We start from the raw sequence: 25,700 nt of genomic DNA on the forward strand, positions 1-25,700 counted from the left end.
GCAGCGAACGAGAGCACACGAATAACAAGGGCGAATAGCGATGCATTCAGCCCATAAGGACATTGGAGCGAAACCGTGGATACAAGGGTGAAGCGCAACAAGAAGGCCTCGATTCTCAGCGACGATCCGCTCTGGTACAAGGACGCGATCATCTATCAGGTTCACATCAAGTCTTTCTTCGATGCGAACAACGACGGCATCGGCGATTTCCCCGGCCTGCTCGCGAAGCTCGACTACATCGCGGAACTGGGCGTCGATACGATCTGGCTGCTGCCGTTCTATCCGTCGCCACGGCGCGACGACGGCTACGACATCGCCGATTACCGCAACGTGCATCCGGACTACGGCACGATCGCGGACGTCAAGCGCTTCATCCAGGAAGCGCACGCGCGCGGCATCCGCGTGATCACCGAGCTCGTCATCAATCACACGTCGGACCAGCATCCGTGGTTTCAGCGCGCGCGCCATGCGAAGCCGGGCTCGAATCATCGCAACTACTACGTGTGGTCCGATACGGACAAGAAGTATGAAGAGACGCGCATCATCTTCATCGACTCGGAGCCTTCGAACTGGACGCACGATCCGGTCGCGGGCCAGTACTATTGGCATCGCTTCTATGCGCACCAGCCCGACCTGAACTTCGACAATCCCGCGGTCCTGAAGGAAGTGCTCTCCGTGATGCGCTTCTGGCTCGACATGGGCATCGACGGGCTGCGGCTGGATGCGGTGCCCTATCTCGTCGAGCGCGAAGGCACGAACAACGAGAACCTGCCCGAAACGCACGACATCCTGAAGAAGATTCGCGCGACCATCGATGCGGAGTATCCGAACCGCATGCTGCTCGCGGAAGCGAACCAGTGGCCGGAAGACGTGAAGGAATATTTCGGCGACGAGGACGAATGCCACATGGCGTTCCACTTCCCGCTGATGCCGCGCATCTACATGTCGATCGCGAGCGAGGACCGCTTTCCGATCACCGACATCATGCGTCAGACGCCCGATCTCGGCACCACGAATCAATGGGCGATCTTCCTGCGCAACCACGACGAGCTCACGCTCGAAATGGTCACGGACTCCGAGCGCGACTATCTGTGGAACACGTATGCGAGCGATCGCCGCGCGCGCCTGAACCTCGGCATTCGCCGGCGTCTCGCGCCGCTCATGGAACGCGATCGCCGCCGCATCGAACTGATCAACTCGCTGCTGCTGTCGATGCCCGGCACGCCCGTCATCTATTACGGCGACGAGCTCGGCATGGGCGACAACATCCACCTGGGCGATCGCGACGGCGTGCGCACGCCGATGCAATGGTCGTCCGATCGCAATGGCGGTTTTTCGCGCGCCGATCCCGAGCAACTCGTATTGCCGCCGGTGATGGGCTCGCTCTACGGCTATGACGCGGTGAACGTCGAATCGCAGAGCCGCGATCCGCATTCGCTGCTGAACTGGACGCGCAAGATGCTTGCGGTGCGCCGCTCGAAGCACGCGTTCGGACGCGGCACGATCCGCTTCCTGCGGCCTGCGAATCGCAAGATCCTTGCTTATTTGCGCGAGCTCGAAGGCGAGCCGCCGATTCTGTGCGTCGCGAATCTGTCGCGCGCGCCGCAGGCGGTGGAGCTCGACCTGTCGGAATTCGATGGCTCGGTGCCGCTCGAAATGACCGCCGATTCGCCGTTCCCGGCCATCGGCAAGCTCACGTATTTGCTGACGTTCCCGCCCTACGGCTTCCTGTGGTTCCAGCTTTGCCCGGGCAACCTGCGTCCGGCGTGGGCGCAGGCGCCGTCAGAGCAGTTGCCCGAATTCGTGACGATGGTGATCCGCGCGGGACAGACCGGCCCGACGCCCGAGAACGTGCGCCTGCTCGAATCGGAAGTGCTGCCGAATTACCTGAGCAAGCGCCGCTGGTTCGCGTCGAAGGATCAGAAACTGCATGGCGTGCGCCTCGCCGCGCTGACGACGATCGAAGGCGCGGGCTTCGCGTTCACGGAAATCGAAGCCGATGTCGGGGATCATTGCGAGCGCTACGTGCTGCCGCTTTCCATCGCGTGGGGCACGGAGACGACATCGCCGCTCTACATGCAGCTCGCGCTGGCGCGCGTGCGCCGCAACCGCAACATCGGGCATCTGACCGATGCGTTCTCGGTGCCGCAATTCACCTACGGCGTGATGCGCAAGCTGAAGGAACGCGCGGTCGTGCCGACGGTGCAGAAGAGCGAGATCCGTTTCATTCCGACCGAGCGCCTCAACGAGCTCAACTACTATCCCACCGATCTGCCCGAGATCCGCTGGCTCGCGGCCGAGCAGAGCAACAGCTCGCTCGTGATCGGCGACAAGGTCGTGCTGAAGCTCGTGCGGCGTGTTGTCGGCGGCATTCATCCCGAAGCGGAGATGAGCCGCTATCTGACGAAGCTCGGCTATGCGAACACCGGCCCGCTCTATGGCGAAGTGGTGCGTGTCGATCCGCAGGGCGTGCCGCATACGCTCGTCATTTTGCAGGGCTTCATCGACAATCAGGGTGATGCGTGGAACTACGCGCTCGACTATCTGCGCCGCACCGTCGATGAACTCGCGGTCGTGGTGGAATCGGAAGAACACACGGCGGAGCGCGATGCGCAAACCGAAGGCTTCTCGGGCTACGGCAACATCGCGGGCGTGATCGGCAAGCGGCTGGGCGAGCTGCATGTCGCGCTCGCATCGCCGACCGAAGACGAAGCCTTCGCGCCGCAACGCGCGACGCCCGAGGACGTGAAGGGCTGGATCGACGGCACGCTGAAGCTGCTCGAATCGGCGCTCGATATCCTTGCGCAGAAAATCGGCGAGTTCAACGAGCACGACCGTTTCCTCGCGCAGAGCCTGCTCGATCGCCGCGCGCTGCTCGTCGATGCCGTGAAGAAACTCGTCGCGGCCGGCGCCGATGCGCTGTGCATCCGCATCCACGGCGATTTCCATCTGGGCCAGGTGCTGATGGCGCAGGGCGATGCGTATCTGATCGACTTCGAAGGCGAACCTGCGCGCGCGCTCGAGGAGCGCCGCAGGAAGACGAGCCCGCTGCGCGACGTCGCGGGACTGTTGCGTTCGCTGTCGTATGCGAGCGCGGCCGCGCAATCGACGACCGAGAACGCGCCCGCCCAGACCGCGGATCGCAAGCGCGCGCTGTTCGAACGGTTGCGCGCCTTCGCCGAGGAGAGCTTCTTGCGGGAGTACATGGCGGCGATCGCATCGTCGCCTGAAACGATCGCGGCCGAAGACGTATTCGAACCGTTGCTCGATCTCTTCCTGATCGAAAAGGCCGCCTACGAAATCCGCTACGAAGCAGCGAACCGGCCGACCTGGATCGGCCTTCCGTTGCGGGGTCTCGCGTCGCTCGCGAGCCGCTTGCTGGGAGACACGGGCGAGCCGCCCGCTCCGGGCACGCGACCCGTATTCGGAGCAACCAAGGACAATCCGGATGGAACCCACCATGAACAATCGTAGCGATCCGGCGGATTCCAGAAATCCCGCGCACGGACTCAATCCGCTCGACATCGACGCGCTCGTCGAGGCAAGGCATCCCGACCCGTTCTCGATGCTCGGCCTGCATGAAACCGATCGGGGACATGTCGTGCGCGTGTTCCTGCCGGGCGCATCGTCGGTGAGCGTCACGGACTCGGGCAACGGCGAGCACATCGGCTCGCTCGCGCGCATCCACGATGCAGGTCTCTACGCGGGCTTCGTCGAACGGCCGACGGCGTATCGCCTGCAGGTCGACTGGCACGGCACGCCGCAAGAGACGCACGACACGTACGCGTTCGGCCCCGTGTTGTCCGATGAATGGCTCGATCGCCTCTCGCAGGCGGACCCGTATGCGGTGCTCGAATGCCTCGGCTCGCGGCCGGTCACGCACGGCAATGTCGCGGGCGTGCGCTTCGCGGTGTGGGCGCCGAATGCGCGGCGCGTATCCGTGGTCGGCGACTTCAACACATGGGATGGACGGCGTCATCCGATGCGCCTGCGTCACGGCGCGGGCGTGTGGGAGCTGTTCATTCCGGGCATCGGCGCGGGCACGCGCTACAAGTACGAGATCGTCACGCGCGACGGCCACACGCTGCCGCTGAAGGCCGATCCCTGTGCGATGCAGAGCGAGAAGCCGCCGTCGACGGCATCGGTCGTCGCGGATGCGGATGCGATCGATCACTACGCATGGACCGATGCCGACTGGATGAGCACGCGCGGCGGCAAGCAGACGCCGCAATCGCCGATCACCATTTACGAGGCGCACGCCGAATCGTGGCTGCGCGTGCCGGAGGAAGCCAATCGCGGCATGAACTGGCACGAGCTTGCCGAGCGCCTGATTCCGTATGCGAAGGGCATGGGCTTCACGCACCTCGAATTCATGCCGATCGCGGAACATCCGTTCGGCGGCTCATGGGGTTATCAGCCGCTCGGGCAGTTCGCGCCGTCCGCGCGCTTCGGCACGCCGGAGCAGTTCGCGGAGTTCGTGAACCGCGCGCACGAGGCGGGGCTCGGCGTGATCATCGACTGGGTGCCGGCGCATTTTCCGAACGACGCGCACGGCCTCGTGCAGTTCGACGGCACGCCGCTCTACGAACATGCGGACCCGCGCGAAGGGTATCACCAGGACTGGAACACGATGATCTACAACCTCGGCCGCAACGAGGTGAGCGCGTTCCTGATTGCGTCGGGGCTTGCGTGGCTGAAGCGCTATCACATCGACGGATTGCGCGTCGATGCGGTTGCGTCGATGCTGTATCGCGACTATTCGCGCAAGGCGGGCGAGTGGGTGCCGAACATTTACGGCGGGCGCGAGAATCTCGAATCGATCGCGTTTTTGAAGCGGCTGAATCATGAAGTGCGGCAGATTCCGGGCGCGATCACGGTGGCGGAGGAATCGACGGCATGGCCGGGCGTGACGGCGAATGTCGAGAGCGGCGGCCTCGGCTTCGACTTCAAGTGGAACATGGGCTGGATGCACGACACGCTGCATTACATGCAGGAGGATCCGGTTTATCGGCAGTATCACCATCATCTCTATACGTTCGGGATGGTGTATGCGTATTCCGAGCGCTTCGTGCTGCCCTTGTCGCATGATGAAGTGGTGCACGGCAAGGGGTCGCTCATCAACAAGATGCCGGGCGACCGGTGGCAGAAGTTCGCCAATCTGCGCGCGTATTTCGGCTTCATGTGGACGCATCCGGGCAAGAAGCTTTTGTTCATGGGCGGCGAATTCGGGCAGTTCGCGGAGTTCAATCACGATGAATCTCCGCATTGGCATCTGCTCGACGATTCGCTGCATGGCGGTTTGCAGAAGCTCGTGCGCGATTTGAATCATCTCTATACGAGCGAGCCTGCGTTGCACAAGCTGGACAGCGATGCGCGCGGATTCGAGTGGATCGTCGGCGATGACAATGCGAACAGCGTGTATGCGTATCGGCGTACGGATGCCGAAGGACGTGATCTTGTCGTCGTGTGCAATATGACGCCGGTGCCTCGGCTGGCTTATCGGATTGGATTGCCGCGGCGCGGGCGTTGGAGTGAGGTCTTCAATTCGGATGCTGCTATTTATGGCGGATCGAATACCGGGAACGGCGGGGTCATTCATTCGGATGACTATCCGAGTCATGGGAAGGAACAGTCGGCGGCGTTGACCTTGCCGCCGTTGGCGACGATTGTTTTGCGAGCGGATTGAGGGTTTTTTGCGCGGGGCTTTCGTGGAATCCTGGTTTCGCGTCGGTCTATTAGCACTGCCCCTCCCCGGGGCGGGGGTCACTTTCTTTGCTGCTGCAAAGAAAGTAACCAAAGAAAGCAGCTTCTCACCGCCCACAGTCACACGCACGTTGATCATGCTTGCCAGCCCGCGGTGGCACTCGCCTAAGTGTCGCCCTCGAAGGCCCAGTCGGGCTTGGCTCGCGCACGGTCTGACGCGCTATAAGTTATAGCGCGCTGGTTCAGCACCAAAGAGCTTCGGCACTGCGCTACGCGCTGCCGTTGGGTCCGCAAGGGAAACCAACGGAGAACATGTGCAGTGCATTGAGATGGCGGTGTTTGCAAAGAAGCACGCGCCGACCCGATTGACCGGTCGGCCGCGAAGCGGGCCGGAGCCATTTGGTGCTGAACCAATTTGTTCTGTGGTGCGATGTGTCAGACCGTGCGCGAGCCAAGCCCGGTTGGTCCTTCGAGGGCGACACTTAGGCGAGTGCCACGGGCGCCTGGCAAGCATGGCCAACGTGCGTGTGACCGCGGGCCTAAACAAGCTGCTTTCTTTGGTTACTTTCTTTGCAGCAGCAAAGAAAGTGACCCCCGCCCCGGGGAGGGGCAGTGCTAATAGACCGACACGAACACAGGATTCCACGACAACAAGCCAGAACCCAAAAGCGCGTTACCGCACAGACAAACAACCGCAGCAAATAACCCCTCAACAACCCAAAACCGCACCCGAAACAAAGGCATAAACTTACCGAACCGCCAAGAAAGGCAAAAAACCAAAGGACCGCCCACATGGCAAATGCACTCCCCGACAAGTTGCTCCCGGGCGCACCCTACCCGCTCGGAGCCAACTGGGACGGTCTGGGCGTCAACTTCGCGGTATTTTCATCGAACGCGCACCGCATCGAGGTCTGTCTCTTCGACAGCACCGGCCGCAAGGAACTGATGCGTTTCGATCTGCCCGAGTGCACCGATGAAATCTGGCACGGCTATCTCCCCGGTGCGCATCCCGGCACCGTCTACGGTTTCCGCGCGCACGGCCCGTATCAGCCGCAACAGGGGCATCGCTTCAATCCGCACAAGCTGCTGCTCGACCCCTACGCCAAAAAGCTCGTCGGTCCGTGGCGCTGGTCGGACGCGCTCTTCGGCTATCGCGTGCATTCGAACCGGCTCGACATGTCGATGGATCGCCGCGACTCCGCACCCGCGATGCCCAAGTGCATCGTCACCGACGACGCCTTCGACTGGTCGCGCGACGTGCGTCCCGACACGCCGTGGGGCGAAACCATCGTCTACGAAACGCACGTGCGCGGCACATCGATGATGCGCAACGACATCCGCCAGCACGAACGCGGAACGTTCGCGGCGCTGTCGTCGCCGTGGTTCATCGAGCACTTGCAGAAGCTCGGCATCACCGCCGTCGAGTTCCTGCCGGTGCACGCGTTTCTGAACGACCGCTTTCTCGTCGAGCGCAGTCTCAAGAACTACTGGGGCTACAACACCGCCGCGTTCTTCGCGCCCGAGCCTTCGTATCTCTCGACGCATCGTCTGAACGAAATGCGCATCGCCGTGCGCCAGTTGCACGCGGCGGGCATCGAAGTGTTTCTCGATGTCGTCTACAACCACACCTGCGAAGGCAACGAACTCGGGCCCACCGTCTCGTGGCGCGGCCTCGACAACGCAAGCTATTACCGCCTGATTCCCGGCGACGAACGCCATTACATCAACGAGACCGGCTGCGGCAATACGCTGAACCTGTCGCATCCGCGCGTGCTGCAAATGGTGATGGATTCGCTGCGCTACTGGAGCACCGCGTTCAACATCGACGGCTTCCGTTTCGATCTCGGCGTGACGCTCGGCCGCGAAGGACACGGCTTCGATCCGGGCTCGGGCTTCTTCGACGCGGTTCGCCAGGACCCGGTGCTCTCCACGCGCAAGCTCATCTCCGAGCCGTGGGACATCGGGCCCGACGGCTATCAGGTCGGCAATCATCCGCCGGGATTCGCCGAGTGGAACGACAAGTATCGCGATGGCGTGCGACGTTTCTGGCGCGGCGATTCCGGCATGCGCCCCGATCTGGCCGCGCGCCTCACCGGCTCCGCGGAACTCTTCAATCGCCGCTTCAGGAAACCGTGGGCGTCGGTGAACTTCGTCGCGTCGCATGACGGTTTCACGCTCGCCGATGTCACCGCCTATTCGCACAAGCACAACGAAGCGAATCAGGAAGGCAACAACGACGGCCACAACGAAAACTGCAGCGCGAACTGGGGCGTCGAAGGCCCCACCGACGATCCCGCGATTCTCGAAGTGCGCGCACGTCTCGCCCGCTCGATGGCCGCGACGACACTGCTCTCGCTCGGCACGCCGATGCTGCTCGCCGGCGACGAATTCGGCCGCACCCAGCAGGGCAACAACAACGCCTATTGCCAGGACAACGAGATTTCCTGGCTCGACTGGGACGCGGCGCAGAGCCCGCAAGGCGTCGAGATGACGGCGTTCGTCGCAAGGGTTATTGCACTGCGCAAAAACTACCCGGTGCTGCGCGAAACGCGCTTCCTTTACGGCGACCGCGAAGTGCTGCCGGGACTCTACGATGTGAGCTGGTTCGATGAACGCGGCAACGCGCTCGCGATCGAAGCATGGCAGGACCCCGAAGGCCGCGCGCTCACGCTGCGGCGCGCCGGCCCGGGCATCGACGGCGAAATCGATGTGCTGCTCATCATGTTCAATGCATCGTCGCAGGCGCTCGTGTTCACGCCGCCCGCGCCGCACTTGGAATGGAACGTGCTCCTTGATAGCGCGGAGCCCGACTCCGTGACGCGGCCGCTCGTCGGCAGCGAAGTGGAACTGGCGCCGCACAGCATCGTGGTGATGCTGGCCGAGCCGACCGGCGAGGCGGACTGGCAGGCGATCTGGATGGCGGGCGCGCATCAGGGCCCGCGCCTTCTGACGGCGCTGCCGCCCGATCCCGGCACGATTGCGTCGCATCGTGAGCCTGAAACCGATTCGCCCCACTGACACTCGCAGTCCATCGCAGCAATACAGGCAGGAAATCATGTCCGAACGTCCGATCGATCCGCACAAGCATCATCATGCGTATTGCCTTCCTTTCGGCGCTCATCTGACGGGCGCAGTGCGCGAGAATCCGCGTACGCGCTTTCGTTTCTGGGCGCCATCGCGCGATGCCGTGCAAGTGGAAATCCTGCGCGCGGGCGGCGCGCCCGAACTCGTCGACATGCAGTCGACCGGCGACGGCTGGTTCGAAGCCGAAGCCGACGGCGGCGCGGGCACGCTCTATCGCTATCGGCTGGACGAGGATCTCGCCGTGCCCGACCCCGCTTCGCGTTTTCAGCCGCAGGACGTGCACGGTCCGAGCGAAGTCGTCGATCCGCGCGCATATCGCTGGACGCACACGAACTGGCACGGCAGGCCGTGGGAAGAAACCGTGCTGTACGAACTGCATGTCGGCGCGATGGGCGGTTTCGCGGGCGTCACCGCGCGTCTGCCGGAGCTTGCGCAACTGGGCGTGACGGCCATCGAACTGATGCCGCTCAACGATTTCTCCGGCACGCGCAACTGGGGCTACGACGGCGTGCTGCCCTACGCGCCCGACTCGGCGTACGGCCGTCCCGAAGATTTGAAGAAGCTCGTCGATACCGCGCATGGTCTCGGCCTGATGGTCTTTCTCGATGTGGTCTACAACCACTTCGGCCCCGACGGCAATTATCTGAACGCGTATGCGAAAACCTTCTTCCGTGAAGGCGTGCACACGCCGTGGGGCCCGGCGATCGATTTCGAGCGCCCGCAAGTGCGCGATCTTTTCTTCGACAATGCCCTGTATTGGCTCAACGAATACCGTTTCGATGGCCTGCGCCTCGATGCGGTGCACGCGATCAACGACGACGAATGGCTGCGCGAGCTCGCGCAACGCGTGCGCAGTTCGGTCGAGGCGAGCCGTCATGTGCATCTCGTGCTCGAGAACGAGCACAACACGGCGAATCTGCTCGAAACGCATTTCGACGCGCAATGGAACGACGACGCGCACAACACGCTGCACGTGCTGCTGACGGGCGAAGACGAGAGCTACTACGGCGCGTATTGCGACAAGCCGATCGAGAAGCTCGCGCGCGTGCTGACGGAAGGATTCGCGTATCAGGGCGATCCGTCGCCGATACACGACGGCAAGCCACGCGGCGAAAAGAGCGCGCATCTGCCGCCGACGCGCTTCGTGATGTTCCTGCAAAACCACGATCAGATCGGCAACCGCGCGATGGGCGATCGCCTGCGCTCGCTGACCGACGACGAGTCGCTCTTCGCCGCGACGGGCCTGCTGCTGCTGTCGCCGCAGATTCCGCTGCTCTTCATGGAAGAGCAATACGGTTCGAAGCAGCCGTTCCTGTTCTTCACGGACTACCACGATCAGCTCGCCGACGCGGTGCGCGAAGGGCGCCGCAAGGAGTTCGCGAAGTTCTCCGCATTCACCGATGAAAAGCGCCGCGCGCAGATTCCCGATCCGAACGACGCGAAGACCTTCGAGATGTCGTCGCCGAAGCTGTCCGATAAACAGGACGAAGCGGACCGGCTCGAATGGCTGCACTTCTATCGCTCGGCGCTCACGGTGCGCGCGAAGCTCGTCACGCCGCGTCTGAAGGGCGCGAAATCGCTCGGAGCGGATGTGCTCGGCGACAAGGCGCTCGTCGCGCGCTGGAAGCTTGGCGACGGCGAGACGCTGAGCGTCGCGCTGAATCTCGGCGAGAGCGCCATCGCGTTGAAGGAGCAGCCGCCGGGCAAGCTCATCTTCGAGACGCCGGCGCGCGCACAGGATCGCGCGCGTGACGGCGAACTCGGCGGCCGCACGTTCCTCGCATGGCTCACCGGCGAGGTGAACGAATACGCGATCGCGCACGACGCGCGCCGCTTCGAACCGGCATCGGCCGAAGGGAAAGTCTCGTGAGCGCCGCCGCCAGCAACCCGAACGACACGAAGGCCGCGCGCCCCGTGAGCAGCATCGAAGCGCTCGCGGAACGCGCGGGCTTCGAGATCGAATGGAAGGACGCGCACAAGATCATGCAGCGCGTGCCGGAGACGACGCTGCGCAGCCTGCTCGAAAAGCTCGGCCTGCCGTGCGGCAACGCCACACAGATCAGACAGAGCATGGCCGCCGTCGATGCCGAGATGAGCGGGCGCAAGCTGCCGCCGCTCATCACCGCCGAAGTGGATCGCGGCATCGCGCTGCCGGTGTCGGCGGCGAAGTCGGGGGCGCGCTATCGCATCGAACTGGAAAGCGGCGCGGTGATCGACGGGCGTTTCACATCGCCCAAGGGAGAGATCGCACTGCTCTCGCCGATCGCGGAGCCGGGCTATCACACGCTCGTCATCAACGACCATCACACGACGCTCGCGGTCGCGCCCGCGCGCTGCTACACGATCGACGATGCGTGGCGCACGCTCGACGAAGACGCGGCGAACTCCACTCACGCGCCGCCGCTCTGGGGCGTCGCCGCCCAGGTTTACGGCTTGCGGCGCAACGGCGACGGCGGCATCGGCGATTTCACGGCGCTGGCGTCGCTCGCGACGCAAACCGCGAAACGCGGCGGACACGCAGTCGCGATCAGCCCGATGCACGCGATGTTCAGCGCCGAGCCGGACAAGTTCAGCCCATATTCGCCGTCGTCGCGGCTCTTTCTCAACATCGCTCATGTCGATCCGGCCGCCGTGCTCGGCGCGCCCGCCGCGCGTGCGGCAATCGAGAAAGCGGGCGTGGCGCACGAGCTCGCCGAACTCGAAGGGCTTGCGCTGATCGACTGGCCGCGCGCATCGAAGGCGCGGATCGCGATCCTGCGCGCGCTCTTCGATACGTTCTCCGAAGACCGCGATTCGCCCTTCGCGAAGGACTTCGCCGATTTCGTCGATAAAGGCGGCCGCCCGCTCGAAGATCATGCGCGCTTCGAAGCGCTGCAGGCCGCGCAGATCGCTGCGAATGGCGAAGGCCACTGGCGCAACTGGCCCGACGCCTTGCGCGATCCGCGCAGCGCCGAAGTGACGGAATTCGCGAACGCCAATCGGCGCGAAGTCGATTTTTATCTCTTCACGCAATGGCTCGCCGCGAAGGGGCTCATGCACGCGCAGCACGCGGCGCGCGATGCGGGCATGGCCGTGGGCCTCGTCGCGGACCTCGCGGTCGGTTGCGACAGCGCGGGCAGTCACGCGTGGTCGTATCGCGAGGAGATGCTCACGGGCGTGTCCGTCGGCGCGCCACCCGATCTCTTCAATCAGGCCGGGCAGTCGTGGGGACTCACGACCTTCTCGCCGCGCGCGATGCGCACGCAGGGCTTCGCGGCGTTCATCGACATGCTGCGCTGTGCGTTCGCGCGTGCGGGCGGCATCCGCATCGATCACATTCTCGGCTTGCGCAGGCTCTGGCTCGTGCCCGAGGGCGAAAGCGCGAAGGACGGCGCGTATCTGCGCTATCCGCTGGAGGACATGCTGCGGCTCATCGCGCTCGAATCGTGGCGGCATCGCGCGATCGTGGTCGGCGAGGATCTCGGCACCGTGCCGCCCGGCTTTACGGAGCGCTTGCAGGAGCACGGCTTGCTTGGCATTCGCGTGCTGTGGTTCGAACGCGAAGTGGACGGCCCGGGCTTCAAGCCGCCGCGCGAATGGGACTGCGGCGTCACCGCGACGACGACGACACACGACCTGCCGACCGTCACCGGATGGTGGCGCGGCGAGGACATCGTGTGGCGCTCGAAGATCGGCCAGACGATGGCGCGCGCGGATGGCCGCGACGCCGTCGAAGTGGCGCTCGAGGAGCGCGGCGGCGATCGCGAGAATTTGTGGCGCGCGTTCCAGGACGCGGGCATCGCACCGGACGACGTGGATGCGCCCGACATCGACAATGCGCCCGTCGATGAAGCGCTCGCCTTCGTCGCCGCGACGCCCGCGCCGCTCGTCACATATCCGCTCGAAGACCTGCTCGCGCTCGCGGAGCAGCCGAACCTGCCGGGCTCGATCGACGAGCATCCGAACTGGCGCAGGCGGCTCGCCCTGCCCGTCGACGAGCTGTTTCTCGACGATGCATTTTCGGACCGCCTGCTCGCCGTCGACACTGCGCGCAAGCGCTCCGTGCAACCGAACGAACACACATCGAAACCCGAATCACCATGACCGTACCGCGTTCCACGCTCAGGCTTCAGCTTCATAAGGGCTTCACTTTCGACGATGCCGCCGCGCAAGTGGACTACTTCGCGCGGCTCGGCGTGAGTCACGCCTACGTGTCGCCGATCACGACCGCGACCGCCGGCTCCACGCACGGTTATGACGTCGTGGACTACACGTCGGTCAATCCCGAACTGGGCGGCGAAGACGGTTTGCGGCGCTTCGTCGAGAAGCTGCGCGCGCACGAGATGGGACTGATCGTCGATATCGTGCCGAATCACATGGGCGTGGGCGGATCGGAAAACGCGTGGTGGCAGGACATTCTCGAATGGGGCCGGCACGCCGCCCATGCGCGATTCTTCGACGTCGACTGGCATTCGCCCGATCCCGCGTTGCGCGGCAAGGTGCTCGCGCCGTTTCTCGGCGGCGCCTATGGCGACGAGTTGCAGAACGGCAAGATCCGGCTCGCGTATCGCGCGGACGAAGGGCGTTTCGTCATCGAGTATTACTCGAACGTGTTTCCGGTTTGCCCGGTCGATTACCCCGCCGTGTTTCAGGAAGCGCCGGAGCTTGCGCAACGCTTCGTCGGCCTGACGACGCAGCCGACCGATCAGCCGCGCGCCGCCGATGCGCGCACCGCGCTCGTCACCATCGCGCAGACCGAAGGCGGCCGTGCCGCGATCGAAGCGATCCTCGCCGCGCACGCGCCCGACACGCCCGCGGGCCGCGACCGGCTGCATCGGCTGCTGGAGCGCCAGCATTACCGGCTCGCATGGTGGCGTACCGCCGCCGACGAAGTGAACTGGCGACGCTTCTTCGACGTGAGCACGCTGGGCGGCGTGCGCGTCGAACGGCCCGAGGTGTTCGAGGCATCGCACGCGCTGATTTTCAGACTCTTCACCGAAGGTCTGATCGATGGCGTGCGAGTCGATCACGTCGATGGGCTCGCCGAGCCGCGCGAGTATTGCCAGCGCCTGCGAGCGCGGCTGGAAGAGCTGTCGCAAGAGCGGCCCGAGGCGTTGCGGCACGGCAATGGGCACACGTATTTCGTCGTCGAGAAGATACTCGCGCGCGGCGAGCCGTTGCGCCGCGAGTGGCAGGTCGATGGAACGACCGGCTACGACTTCATGAACGATGTCGGCGCGCTGCTGCACGATCCGGCGGGGGCGGAGCCGCTCGCCGCACTGTGGGCCGAGATCACGGGCAAGAGCGCGTCTTTCGCCGACGAAGCGCTCGCCGCGCGCCGCAAGATACTCGCGGAGAATCTGTCGGCCGAACTGGACCGCGTGACGCGCGCGTTGCATCGCATCGCAAGGGATGCACACACCACGCGGGATTTCACGTTCACGTCGATCAGGCGCGCGGTCGCGGAACTCGTCGTGCAGTTTCCGGTGTATCGCATCTATCCCGTGAGCGGCGTGCGCAGCCCCGAGGACGAGCACTTCTTCTCGAAGGCGCTCGAAGCCGCGCGAGCCGTGCTTGCGCGTGCGGATCATGTCGTGCTCGATCAGGTCGCGCAATGGCTCGGCGGCAAGCTGCCCGATGAATTGCCGCCGCCGCCGGAGCGCAACGAACGTCCCGAGCGTGGACGGGATCGCGCCGCGGAGCGCAATCGCGAGCGCGATCGCAATCAGGCGCCGGCGGCTCAGACGCCGCCGTCATCGAGCGGCTCGCAGCGTCGCGCGGCGCAGACGCTGTTTTCGCAACTGACATCGCCGGTGGCGGCGAAGGCCGTCGAGGATACGGCGTGTTATCGCTACGGACGCCTTATTTCGCGCAATGAAGTCGGCGCGGATCCGGGCGAGTTCGCGCTGTCCGTCGATGCGTTTCACGCGGGCAATCGCGAACGCTTCGATGCGTTTCCGCACGCGATGCTCTGCACGGCGACGCACGATCACAAGCGCGGCGAGGATGTGCGCGCGCGCATCGCGGCATTGAGCGAGATTCCCGATGAATGGGCCGCGACGCTCAGGCAATGGTCCACTTTGAACACGCCGTTGCGACGTGGCCCGAGCGGCGGACACGGTGAAACGAGCGATATCAATGACTGGGCGCCGGGACCGGCTGCAGAGGCCATGCTGTATCAGACGCTCGTTGGCTGCTGGCCGATGACGCTCGAACCCGACGACGAGGCAGGCGTTCACGCGCTCGCGGAGCGTGTCGCGGGATGGCAACTGAAGTCGCTGCGCGAGGCGAAGTTGCGCACGAGCTGGTTCGCCCCCGATGAAGCGTATGAGAATGCGTGCAAGGATTTTCTGTTCGATATCGTCGCGCCGCAGCGGCGCAATGGCTTCCTGCGGGAGTTATCGGCGTTCGTCGCGCGCATCGGACCGCTTGGTGCGATCAACAGTTTCCAGCAGACGCTTTTGCGACTGACATCGCCGGGTGTGCCTGATCTTTATCAGGGCACGGAGTTGTGGGACTTTAGTCTCGTGGACCCGGATAATCGCAGGCCTGTCGATTATGAATTGCGTCGGCAATGGCTCGCTGAGGTCGAAGAGAAAGGACCGCCTTCGGAGCAGTTGGCGAACTGGCGCGACGGGCGTGTGAAGCTGTCGCTCGTGAGGCGGGCTTTCGCCTTGCGCAAGCATTGCGAGTCGTTGTTCGCTCAGGGCGAGTATGTGGCGCTCGACGTGCAGGGCGAACATGCGGGGCGGGTGATTGCGTATGCGCGGCATGCGGGGAGCGCGTATGCGATCGTGATTGCTACGCGGCTCGCGGCGCCGTTGTTAGGCGCGGATTGTGACATGCCGATCGTTGAGGCGGAGCGTTGGGGGGATACTTCGGTCGTGCTGCCCGAAGCGCTGCATTCGCGTGCGTTGTTCGACTGGTTGAGTCCGAATGCGCCCAAGGCTGAGGGTGAGAGGTTGTTTTTGCGCGATGCTTTGGGGGCGATGCCGGTGGCTTTGCTCGTTGAGGAAGGTGTGCCGAAGGTTTGAGGGGTTGGGTTGGGTCGTGCGTTCGCGCGTTCTTCTCGCGTGGAATCCTGTGTTCGTGTCGGTCTATTAGCTCTGCCCCTCCCCGGGGCGGGGGTCACTTTCTTTGCTGCTGCAAAGAAAGTAACCAAAGAAAGCAGCTCGTTTAAGCCCGCGGTCACACGCACGTTGGCCATGCTTGCCAGCCCGCGGTGGCACTCGCCTAAGTGTCGCCCTCAAAGGCCCAATCGGGCTTGGCTCGCGCACGGTCTGCCGCCCCAAATATTTAAGCGCGCTGGTTCAGCACCAAATAGCTTCGGCACAGCGCTACGCGCTGCCGTCGGGTCTGCGAGGGAAACCGACTAAAGACGAAGGCAGTGAGATGGCAGCGTTAGCAAGAGAACACGCGCAAACCCGATTGACCAGTCGGCCGCGTAGCGGGCCGGAGCTATTTGGTGCTGAACCAGTTTGTTCTGTGGTGCGATGTGTCAGACCGTGCGCGGTCCAAGCCCTTGTCTGCTTGTGGGGGCACTCGCTACAGCCGGGCCATTCAGCCAATCGCCTGTGCCGCGGCCGGCATGAAGTGCTTAGGCTGGGGATAGCTGTTTCTTTGGTTACTTTCTTTGCAGCAGCAAAGAAAGTGACTGCCGCCCCGCACAGGGGCAGTGCTAATAAACCACTAAGAAAACGGGATCCGGCAAAAGCACAAAAACCCCAGCGCAAGCGAACAACCCCAGTCAATCCGCTTCCTCAAGCGCCTCCTCCCGAGGATAAACCCTCACGAGAACAATCCTCGGCCCCTTCATCTTCTTGACGACAATATCGAACCGATCGAACTCGACCCGTTGCCCTTCGGAGGGCAAATCCCCCAGCGCATTGATGACGAGCCCGCCAACCGACTCCGCGCGCCCTTCATCGATATCGATGCCGAGCGCCCGCTCAAGAGAAACCACCGGCAAGCTCCCCTTGCCCATCAACGTGCCGTCGTCCATACGCGACCAGTCGGCATCGCCCTGACGGAACTCGTCGTGAATCTGTCCGACAAGCGCGCCAAGCAGATTATCGAGCGTGATGAAGCCGATGGGCTTCGCCCCCTTGCGCCCGACGATCGCCAGATGCGGCGCGCCCTTGCGAAAGCGTCGAAACAGTTCGAGCGCCGACAGGTTCGGCGCGACATATTGCACCGGCCGCACATGCCGCGACAGCTTGTCGATCTTCTCGGCGGCATCCTTCGAAAAGGTGAAGTGGAAGCCGCGCGGAGCGCCATCGCCCGCAAGCAACAAGTCCTTCAGATGGATCATGCCGATCACGCGCTCGCCCGAAGCATCGGCGAAAAGCGGATAGCGCGAAAAGCGATGCCGCGAGATCACGGCGAGGTTGTCGCGCATCGGCAAGTCGTTGCGCAGTCCGACGAGTTCGTGCGCCGGACGCATCAAATCAGACACCGTCATGCGGCTGAAGTCGAGCGAATGCGCGATGGTGTTCCACTCGTCCTCGTTATACGAAGACGCGCCGCCATGACGTCGTCCGCGCAGGATCAGCTTGAGCTCGTCGGTGGAGTAATGCGCATCGTGCCCATGTTCCGCCGTTATGCCGAAGAGCCGCAGCACGAAGTTCGCGCTCGTGTTCAGCACCCAGATGAACGGGTACATCACCCAGTAAAAGCCGTAAAGCGGCGTGGCGAGCCACAGGCCCACCTGCTCCGCGCGACGAATGGCCCAGGATTTGGGCGCCAGTTCGCCGACGACGATATGCAGAAACGAAATGACCGTGAACGCGAAGAAGAGCGACACCGTCTCGATGAGCTTCTCCGATTCGACGCCGAGCAGCGAGAAGAGCGGATGGAGCAGCGTCGCGAACGCGGGCTCGCCGATCCAGCCGAGCCCGAGCGATGCCAGCGTAATGCCGAGCTGACATGCGGACAGATAGGCATCGAGCTGCCCGTGCACCTTCGCGAGCAGTCGGCCGGGAAGGCCGTTGGTGCGCGCGAGCGCCTTGACGCGCGTGGGCCGCAGCTTGACGAGCCCGAACTCCGCCGCGACGAAGAAACCATTCAGCGCGACGAGCAACAATGCGCCGATCAGCGCGACAACCTGAGCCAAAGCAACTCTCTTCGAAAGTGGAAAGCGTCAGTATATGGGCGACAGCTGATCGAAAGTCAATTTACATCCCCGCGACCGGCACGCGCACCGACAGCGTGACCTCCGCGTTATCCGCGATGTCGCTGTGCTCGAACGCGCCGCCATGCGCCTCGGCCACGCGCTTGCACAGCGCGAGGCCCCACGCAATGCGACCGCCTTCGCGCGGCTCCAATGCCTGCCGGCGCGCGAAGGCTTCGAGCACATGAGGCGATGCCGGATCGCCAAGCGCCCGCGCCGACGCGCTGAAGCGCACGTCCGTGCGCCACATGCTGCCCTCGATATTGCTCGACGCACGCACGGCCGCGCCCGACGGGCTCGCCTCGGCGGCGAATGCGAGCATGAGCCAGAGCGTCTGCAACAGCCGCTCTGCATCGCCTTCGAGCTGTTCTTCCGCAAGCGGCGAGTCGATCTCGATCGTCACGCCACGCGCACTCGCCACGCTCACGCGCGCGAGCGCTGCGCTCTTTTCGAGCAGCGGACGCAACGCGACGGGCGCGAGCGCGACTTGCAACGCCTTGGTTTCGGCGCGCGTCGTATCGACCGACTGCTCGATCAGCTTCACCTGCTGCTCGACGCCCGATCGAATACCCGCGAGCGCGCGCTGCGCGGCGGGATCGTTGGCGTCGACCTTTCGTTCGAGCACGTAACCCCAGCTATGGATCGCGTTGAGCGGTCCGCGCAGATCATGCGATACGACCGAGAGCACATGATCGCGCATGAAGAGCGCGGCCTCGGCACGCAGATGCGCGACGCGATCGGCGCCGCCATGTTCGTCATCCGATGCGCACGCCGCCGCCGACACGATCAGCGTCACGCAATCCGGACCCGGCAGCGCGATGATCGAGAAGGCGCGGCTCGCGTCGCCCTCGCCGAACGTCACGTGCGCGCGGCGCGTGCCGTTGCCCGCGAGCGCGGCATCCGCAGCCGCGGCGAGCGCGGCGGTGAGCGGATGGGGCAACGGGGTATCGGCAAGCAGGCGGCCGCTCAGCGCAGCAGGATCGAGATCGAAGAGATGGGTGAAGACGGCGTCGGCGGAGAGGCATCGCTGGGCGGCGTCGAGCACCAGCACGCCGTCGTTTCCTGCGACGGCCGCATCGAAAGCCTTGTCGCCTTCGGGCTCGACCGTACTGGAAAAAGACGTTGTCACGGTTATGGTTCCTTGCGTGTTTCGGTGTTGCGGTTGATGTCGCGAGATGCGCCGCCGCACTGCTCGTCTGGCCTGAAGAATGGGCCGGCGGATGAAGCCCCTTGCAGGTCATTATATGTGAGCGCCTACGACGCACGCGGCGGGCGCGCCGCGCGCCCTGCCGCCAGACGGTAGCAATTCTTGTGCACGCCCGGCGTGGCCGGACCGAGAATTGCGTGTCGTTTCAGGGCGCACGCACGCAATGGGCTATGGAAAATATCGGATTGCTATTAATTCGATTTTTGAAGCTTTGATATATGAGTTTCGCGTGGGCGATTTATTTTTTTCCGACTAGCACGCTTGCAAGAATATAGTCGTGATATCCCGATCATTGAGAACGGTCGAGATTTGCAATGCGACGGATCCCGCTTTGAAGACGGTCCATCGCCGCGCATCCATGTTTTCCTACCAGCACTTGGCGCAAATTTCAACCGAACGATCGCACGCTGGAACCGGTCTTGCGTGCGCAACCCCACTGATAGATACATTTTTCTCTTGTTTAATAGCTTCTTTCATACGCTTGCGTCCTCTCCGGAAGTTATCGACCATCCGGAACCGACGCATTTCCTTCGATACGAAGTGCCCCGAAGCCAGGCCAAGGCGTGGGCGCACAGACCTCTTTGGCCCCGCGTCGCATTGACGACACGTCGCTCGGGCGAAACTATTCGCTGCAGGCGCTGTCACGCAAAGGCTGCCAAACACAGGCGAGCCTGCAGGGTTCATGACCCTGCGTCATAGTCATAAAACATGCTGCGCTCCAGCCGGGGAAAAAACCGTTCAATGGCTTCATTCCGAAAGAACTTCACGATCCTGATGACGTTGCAGGTGTCCACCTACCTTGCACCGCTGCTGACGCTGCCGTGGCTTGCACGCGTCCTCGGTCCGGACGGATATGGACGCCTTTCATTTTGCCTGGCCTTTGTCGCCTACTTCATCTCGCTCGCGAATTTCAGCTTCTCCCTGACCGCGACGCCGAAAGTGTCCATCAATCGGGCGAGCCGCGAACAGCGCTCGAAGATCTTCTGGGAAACCATCATCACGCAGGCCGCGCTCGCGGGTGCCGGCTTCTTCGTCCTGCTCGCGCTGACGTCGTTCATACCTTCTCTGAGAGAGTATCGCGAGTTGCTGATCATCGGCTATGGCATGCCGATCGGTGCGATGCTGATTCCTACGTGGTATTTTCAAGGTATCGAAGATCTCGGCATGTTGAGCGGATTCGTATTCATCGGACGTGCGCTCAGCATTCCTGCTATGTATATCTTCGTGCGCGAGCACGACGATGTCGATATCGCGATGGCCGTCAACGCGCTGGTTCCGCTGCTATCGGGCATTGCGATCTGCACGTATCTGTATTTCCGTCGCGAACTCGACTTCGTACCCGTGTCGTTCAAGACCATCTTCGGTCGTCTGAAGGACGGCTGGAGCGTGTACATGGCGACCTCCATCGTCGATATTTATGCATCGAGTAACATCGTGCTGCTCACGTTCATTTCGGGCAACGTCGCGGCCGGCTACTTCGCCGCGGGCGACAAGCTGATCCGCGCGGCACTGAACATGCTCTCGCCGCTCAAGACCGCGGCGTACCCGCGCGTGAGCTTTCTCATGCATCATGCAAAGGACGATGCCTTCGCTTTCCTGCGCAAGATGTTCGTCGTGCAGGGCTTGATCGTGTCGCTGATCTCGGTCTGCATTTTCTTCGGCGCGCCACTTGCGGTAAAACTCTTGTATGGACCGAAGTTCTTGCCTACCGTAGAAGTGTTGCGTTGGATGGCGTTCGTACCGTTGATGGTCGGCCTCACGGATCTCTTCGGTGTTCAGACCATGCTTCCGCTGGGCATGAAGGCGCAGTTCAGCCGCGTGCTGATGGCGTCCGCCGTGCTGAATTTCGGCTTGCTCGCCGTGCTGGCGAAGCTCTTCGGCGAACAGGGTGCGGCGGCCACGGTGCTGATTGTCGAGACGCTCGCGGCGGCGGCGATGGCCTTCACGCTGCATCTGCAAGGCGTGTCGTTGCTCAAGCGTCCGATTACCGAAAGAGCGGGTTCGGGTACCACGTGAACCGTATGTAGAAATGCGATGTGGATATCAGGATCGGCGTAATGTTTATTTGCGCTTTCGGCAATGAACAAATTGACGTGTTATAAACGGTAACAAGTGATTCTATTTGTTAACGCGTTTTTCAAATGATTGGCTTTCACAAAGCATTGTATTGCACGCCAAGCGCGCATTAGACGCATTTGATTGCGCTCTACTCCAAAAGTTGCATTTAAGTATGTGAGTCAACGAACCGACCTATGCAGTTCGAGCCGATATCTTAATGGTCCAAACAGTGTTTAATTAAGCGAGCCTGCCGAATGGAAACGGATGAAACGTCAGTCGAGCATGTGCAAAAGTTAGCCGATCAAGCCGAGAGCCTGCGCATGCAATCAGTCGCGGTGCCACTCAAGGATCTGCAAATCCTTCTACAGATATGCGAAACGGCGATTGCTCAGCAGAATGCGGCCGCCACGAAATAAGCTTCACGAGTTCGTATACGTCAGCACAGGAACGCTGGCGTCGATAACGTCCCGGGCACGGACCGAGGAATGTGCTCAAGCCGGCGAACGACGGCTCCGGCTCTGAGGAACTCAGATCTTTTACTGACCTATCGGCTTTACGTCCCGCTGCAGAAAGGCTGCTTTAATGGCTGAACTGTGCTTTCGGCGCGACGCAGAACAATCTTCGCAAAGACCGACATCGGGGCGCCCATCCGGCCAAATTGACTGGTCCGGGATTCTGCGGCAGGTAAATCCAGGCCTGTTATCAGGCTTGATGGAGTTCCTCGCATCCCGTGCGCAAGGAACGCGTAATGCTATGCCGGATCTCGTGTGTATTTATCGCGCGCGTATTACATCTTCGCGCGATTAGTACTCCGACACGCACATCCCGGCCTTTCATGTTCCTCGAGGTGGTCATGAACGACCACCCGGGATGCGTTCGCCCCAAGCGAGTGTGTCGCGTCATCTTTCCATAACGATTAGGCCATTCCTTCACATTGCGTATTGCCGCGGGTGCTCGGCGAGACGCCAATCGAAGAGTTGAATATGAAAGAGATCGTCCATATCACCGAGGCCTTCGGCGGCGGTGTGCTGTCCATGCTGACCCAGCTATCGAACCGCGCGGCGGCGGCCGGTGTCGGCGTAACGATCCTTCATTCGATCCGGCAGGAAACACCGAATAACTTCGCGAAGCTCTTTCATCCTGCGGTAAAGCTAACCTACGTCAGCATGTTCCGCGAAGTGAGCATGAAGAACGATCTGAGCAGCCTGTGGAACCTGGCCCGCAAGCTGAAGGAGTGCGATCCGTCCGTGATTCATCTGCATTCGTCGAAGGCGGGCGTGCTGGGACGTGCCGCCGCGCGCATCGCAGCGCCACGCGCACGCGTGTTCTATTCGCCGCATGGCCTCGCGTTCCTGCGGCGTGATGTATCGCCCGCGAAGCAGTTCGCTTATCTGAGCTTCGAGCGCATCGCCGCGCGACTGGGCGGGACCATCGTCGCATGTTCGAAGAGCGAGCTTGCGGAGATCGAAACGAAGATGCGCGCGCGTCGCGCACGCATGATCGAGAACGGCGTGAACGTGCCGGAGATTCCGCCGCGCATCGATAAGAGCGCCGGCGGGATTCTTATCGGCATGAGCGGCCGCGCCATGTTTCAAAAGAATCATGAGGCCTTCGTGAAGCTCGCGACCGAACTGCGCGACGCGTCCGTCCGCTTCCTGTGGATCGGCGGCAATGAAGACGAGTTGCCCGCGGGAACGCCTAAAGACGCCGTAGCGTGCAGCGGCTGGGTCACGCGCGATCGCGCGCTCGAACTCACGTCAGGGCTCGATATATACGTGCAGACATCGCGATGGGAAGGCATGCCTATCGCGCTCATCGAGGCGCAGGTCGCGGGCATTCCCGCCGTCGTGACCGATGTCGTGGGCAATCGCGATGCCGTTCAGCATGGCGTGACGGGCTTCGTCGCATCGAACGTGGAAGATATGGCCAAGTACATCGCGTTATTGCGCGACGACTCGGCGCTGCGCGCACGCATGGGCGCCGAGGCCAGGGCATCCGCGAGCAAGCGCTTTTCGATGGACGCGATCTTCCGTCAATGGCTTTCGATGTACGAGTTCGACTCCGTCAAGCACGCGCGCGCGCCGCTCGATGCCGATGAGATCGCCTATGAAACCAGCTCCGATTCACAGTTCTGACGCCCTGATATGGACACATCCATCGCCAGCAACAAGCTCGTCTATAACGGACGCTTCACGAGCCAGAAGACCACGGGCGTGCAACGCGTCGCGCGCGAACTCGTCGCCGCGCTCGTGCAATTGCCGCAAGGCTCCCATGTGACGCTCGCGGTGCCGCCGCAAAGCGGACTCGATCCCGTGCAAGGTGTCGAGACCGTGAAGCTCGGCTTCGGCAAGGGCGTCTTCTGGGAACAGATCGTGTTGCCGCTCTTCGCCGGGCGCTCGCGTATCGTGAATCTCTCGAACTCGGGCTCCATCTTTCGCGCGAACCAGATCATCTATATGCACGATGCCGCGGTGTTCGATACACCCGCGCACTTCTCGTGGAAGTTTCGCACCTGGTATCACGTGATGTTCTGGATCCTCGCGCGCACGTCGAGTTGCGTGCTGACCAATTCGAAGTTCTCGCGCGACCGGCTCGCGCATCATGTCGGCGTGCCTGCCGAGCGCATCGGCGTGGTGCCGCTCGCAGCCGATCATCTCGATCACATCATGCCCGATGCATCCGTGATCGAAGAACTGATTCTCACGAACCGCCGTTACGTGCTTGCCGTGAGCAGCATGAATCCGACGAAGAACTTCAAGCGCCTCGTCGAAGCATTCATGCGTCTGAACGATCCTTCGATCGATCTCGTGATCGTGGGTATGAAGAATGCCGCGATCTTCGGCAAGGCACATGATCTGTCAAGCGCGCCGAACATCAAGCAGGCGGGCTATGTCAGCGATGAAAAGCTGAGAGCGCTCTACCAGCGCGCCGCATGCTTCCTCTATCCTTCAATTTACGAAGGCTTCGGCATTCCACCGCTGGAAGCGATGCGCAACGGCTGCCCGACGCTCGTCGGGCGTGCGGCCGCATTGCCGGAGACATGCGGCGACGCATCGATCTATTGCGATCCCTACTCTGTCGAAGATATTTCAAGCAAGTTGCGCGAACTGCTGGCTTCGCCTGAATTGAGCGAAGACCTCAAACGTCGCGGCCTCGCGCACGCCGAGCGCTTCCGCTGGACGGAGAGCGCCCGCCTGCTGATGCAGTTCATCGACAAGCCGTGAGAGCAAGCGGCGCTACGAATACAGACGCATTTCGAGGGGGAAAGAGCTGGTGAAGTTGGGAATTTATTGTGACTCGGGTATCAACGGCGGCCACGAAAAGATGCTTAAACGGTTCATGCTTGCGCTCATCGCGAGCACTCATGTGAAGACTTTGCATATCCTCGTGCCGACCGCGAACGAGCCGCTGTATCGCTATGTCAGCGACCTGGCGAACGCGCATCCGAAAGTGAAGACGATCGGGCTTCCGCATACGGCGGAATCGATACGCGGCAATGTCTTCGCACTGTGGCGCACGGTCCGCGCGACCGCGGCGAAACTGCGCGCGCTGCGGCTGAACAAGCTGCTCATTGCGCAAGGCACGATCGCTTCCGGTCTCGCGGGACTCTTCGCCGCGCGCCAGGCGCGCACCACGGCGGTAAGCTATCTGCCGCTCGTCGACGATGCTCCCGCGAACGCGGGCGGTCCCGGCAAGATCAAATGGCTCGTCAAGCGCGCGCTGTATCGCGCGCCGCACGAGTACGTCACGCTGAACGATCATTTGCGCGGCAAGCTGAAGGCGCTCGCGCCCAATGCGCGCGCGATGGTCCTCGAAAACTATGTCGACGACCGCTTCAGCCGCACGACGCTCACGAAAGAAGCCGCGCGCGCCTCGCTCGGCTTGCCCGACGACGGCACGACGATCATCGCGCATATCGGCCGGATCAACTTCAAACAGAAGCGTCAAGACTTTCTGATGCAGGCCATCGAGCGTCACGCCGATGCATTCGCACGTACGCTCGTGCTGATCGTCGGCGAAGGACCGGATGCGGCGCGCCTGCAAGCCATGATCGACGCGAGCCCGGCGCTGTCCGCGTGCGTGCGCATGGTCGGGCCGCAGAAGGACGTGCTTCCCTGGATCGTCGCGAGCGATGCGCTCGTGCTGCCTTCCGCATATGAAGGCGTGCCGCTCGTGATGATCGAAGCGGTGCTCGCGCAACGGCCGATCGTCGTATCGCGTGTGTCGGGCCTCGATTCATATCTGCCCGATGCGCTGCTTTTTCCCGCGCATGATCACGATGCATTCGTCGAACGCATCTTCGCAGCGCGTGATCTTCCGCTCGCCGCGCTCGCACGCGCATTCAGGCATCGCTTCTCGCGCGAAGCATTCGACGAGCAGGCGCAAAACGTCTTGCTGCACGAGAGCGCCCTGCGCGACATGGGCGCTCAGTCCACGCCGCGACATTCCAATGTGCTGATCGAATGACAGCGCGCACTTTTTCGAGGGCCGAACATCGAT

General features: G+C 62.7%; 13 protein-coding genes. 11 read left to right on the forward strand and 2 right to left on the reverse strand.

All coding sequences use genetic code 11. From position 1 onward, the window contains the following. The first annotated feature begins 87 nt into the window (after positions 1-87). The 6 genes from treS (at position 88) to treY (ending at position 15,800) form a co-directional block, all read left to right on the forward strand. Positions 88-3,474 (forward strand): maltose alpha-D-glucosyltransferase, encoded by a 3,387-nt coding sequence (gene treS / locus ACEN42_RS22515; protein WP_238214850.1) that lies wholly within the window; start codon positions 88-90, stop codon positions 3,472-3,474. Continuing rightward, positions 3,461-5,686, forward strand: a complete 2,226-nt coding sequence (glgB, locus tag ACEN42_RS22520; RefSeq protein ID WP_371881544.1) for a 1,4-alpha-glucan branching protein GlgB — start codon at positions 3,461-3,463, stop codon at positions 5,684-5,686. The genes treS and glgB overlap by 14 nt, the downstream gene beginning before the upstream one ends. Positions 5,687-6,495: 809 nt before the next feature. Beyond that, positions 6,496-8,721, forward strand: coding sequence for a glycogen debranching protein GlgX (gene glgX, locus ACEN42_RS22525; protein WP_371881545.1), 2,226 nt, complete (start codon positions 6,496-6,498; stop codon positions 8,719-8,721). 37 nt (positions 8,722-8,758) lie between these two features. Beyond that, positions 8,759-10,657, forward strand: a complete 1,899-nt coding sequence (treZ, locus tag ACEN42_RS22530) for a malto-oligosyltrehalose trehalohydrolase (protein WP_371881546.1) — start codon at positions 8,759-8,761, stop codon at positions 10,655-10,657. Then, entirely contained in the window at positions 10,654-12,870 is a 2,217-nt protein-coding gene (gene malQ, locus ACEN42_RS22535) for a 4-alpha-glucanotransferase (RefSeq protein ID WP_371881547.1), read from the forward strand. Before treZ ends, malQ begins: the two co-directional genes overlap by 4 nt. Then, a complete protein-coding gene (gene treY, locus ACEN42_RS22540) occupies positions 12,867-15,800 on the forward strand; it encodes a malto-oligosyltrehalose synthase (RefSeq protein ID WP_371881548.1) in 2,934 nt (977 codons plus the stop codon). Before malQ ends, treY begins: the two co-directional genes overlap by 4 nt. A 713-nt stretch (positions 15,801-16,513) precedes the next feature. On the opposite strand, the gene ACEN42_RS22545 is transcribed toward treY, so the two are convergent. Both ACEN42_RS22545 and ACEN42_RS22550 read right to left on the reverse strand, forming a co-directional pair. Then, positions 16,514-17,878, reverse strand: a complete 1,365-nt coding sequence (locus tag ACEN42_RS22545) for a hemolysin family protein (protein WP_371881549.1) — start codon at positions 17,876-17,878, stop codon at positions 16,514-16,516. A 61-nt stretch (positions 17,879-17,939) separates the two neighbouring features. Next, positions 17,940-19,064 (reverse strand): sensor histidine kinase, encoded by a 1,125-nt coding sequence (locus ACEN42_RS22550; RefSeq protein ID WP_371881550.1) that lies wholly within the window; start codon positions 19,062-19,064, stop codon positions 17,940-17,942. Positions 19,065-19,883: 819 nt separating this feature from the next. Between ACEN42_RS22550 and ACEN42_RS22555 the strand changes: the two genes are divergently transcribed. The 5 genes from ACEN42_RS22555 to ACEN42_RS22575 all read left to right on the forward strand — a co-directional run bounded on the left by ACEN42_RS22555 (position 19,884) and on the right by ACEN42_RS22575 (position 25,667). Further along, a complete protein-coding gene (locus tag ACEN42_RS22555) occupies positions 19,884-21,158 on the forward strand; it encodes a flippase (RefSeq protein WP_187605533.1) in 1,275 nt (424 codons plus the stop codon). 296 nt (positions 21,159-21,454) lie between these two features. After that, positions 21,455-21,616, forward strand: a complete 162-nt coding sequence (locus tag ACEN42_RS22560; RefSeq protein ID WP_187605532.1) for a hypothetical protein — start codon at positions 21,455-21,457, stop codon at positions 21,614-21,616. Positions 21,617-22,183: 567 nt separating this feature from the next. Next, positions 22,184-23,335 carry a glycosyltransferase gene (locus ACEN42_RS22565; RefSeq protein ID WP_371881551.1) on the forward strand — a complete coding sequence of 384 codons (1,152 nt, stop codon included), beginning with the start codon at positions 22,184-22,186 and terminating at the stop codon, positions 23,333-23,335. A 9-nt stretch (positions 23,336-23,344) separates the two neighbouring features. Continuing rightward, a complete protein-coding gene (locus ACEN42_RS22570; protein ID WP_371881552.1) occupies positions 23,345-24,424 on the forward strand; it encodes a glycosyltransferase family 4 protein in 1,080 nt (359 codons plus the stop codon). Positions 24,425-24,524: 100 nt separating this feature from the next. Continuing rightward, entirely contained in the window at positions 24,525-25,667 is a 1,143-nt protein-coding gene (locus ACEN42_RS22575; RefSeq protein ID WP_371881553.1) for a glycosyltransferase, read from the forward strand. The last annotated feature ends 33 nt before the right edge of the window (positions 25,668-25,700 follow it).

The sequence above is a fragment of the Caballeronia sp. S22 genome (assembly GCF_964261745.1).
In the GTDB taxonomy this organism is placed as follows: Bacteria; Pseudomonadota; Gammaproteobacteria; order Burkholderiales; family Burkholderiaceae; genus Caballeronia; species Caballeronia jiangsuensis.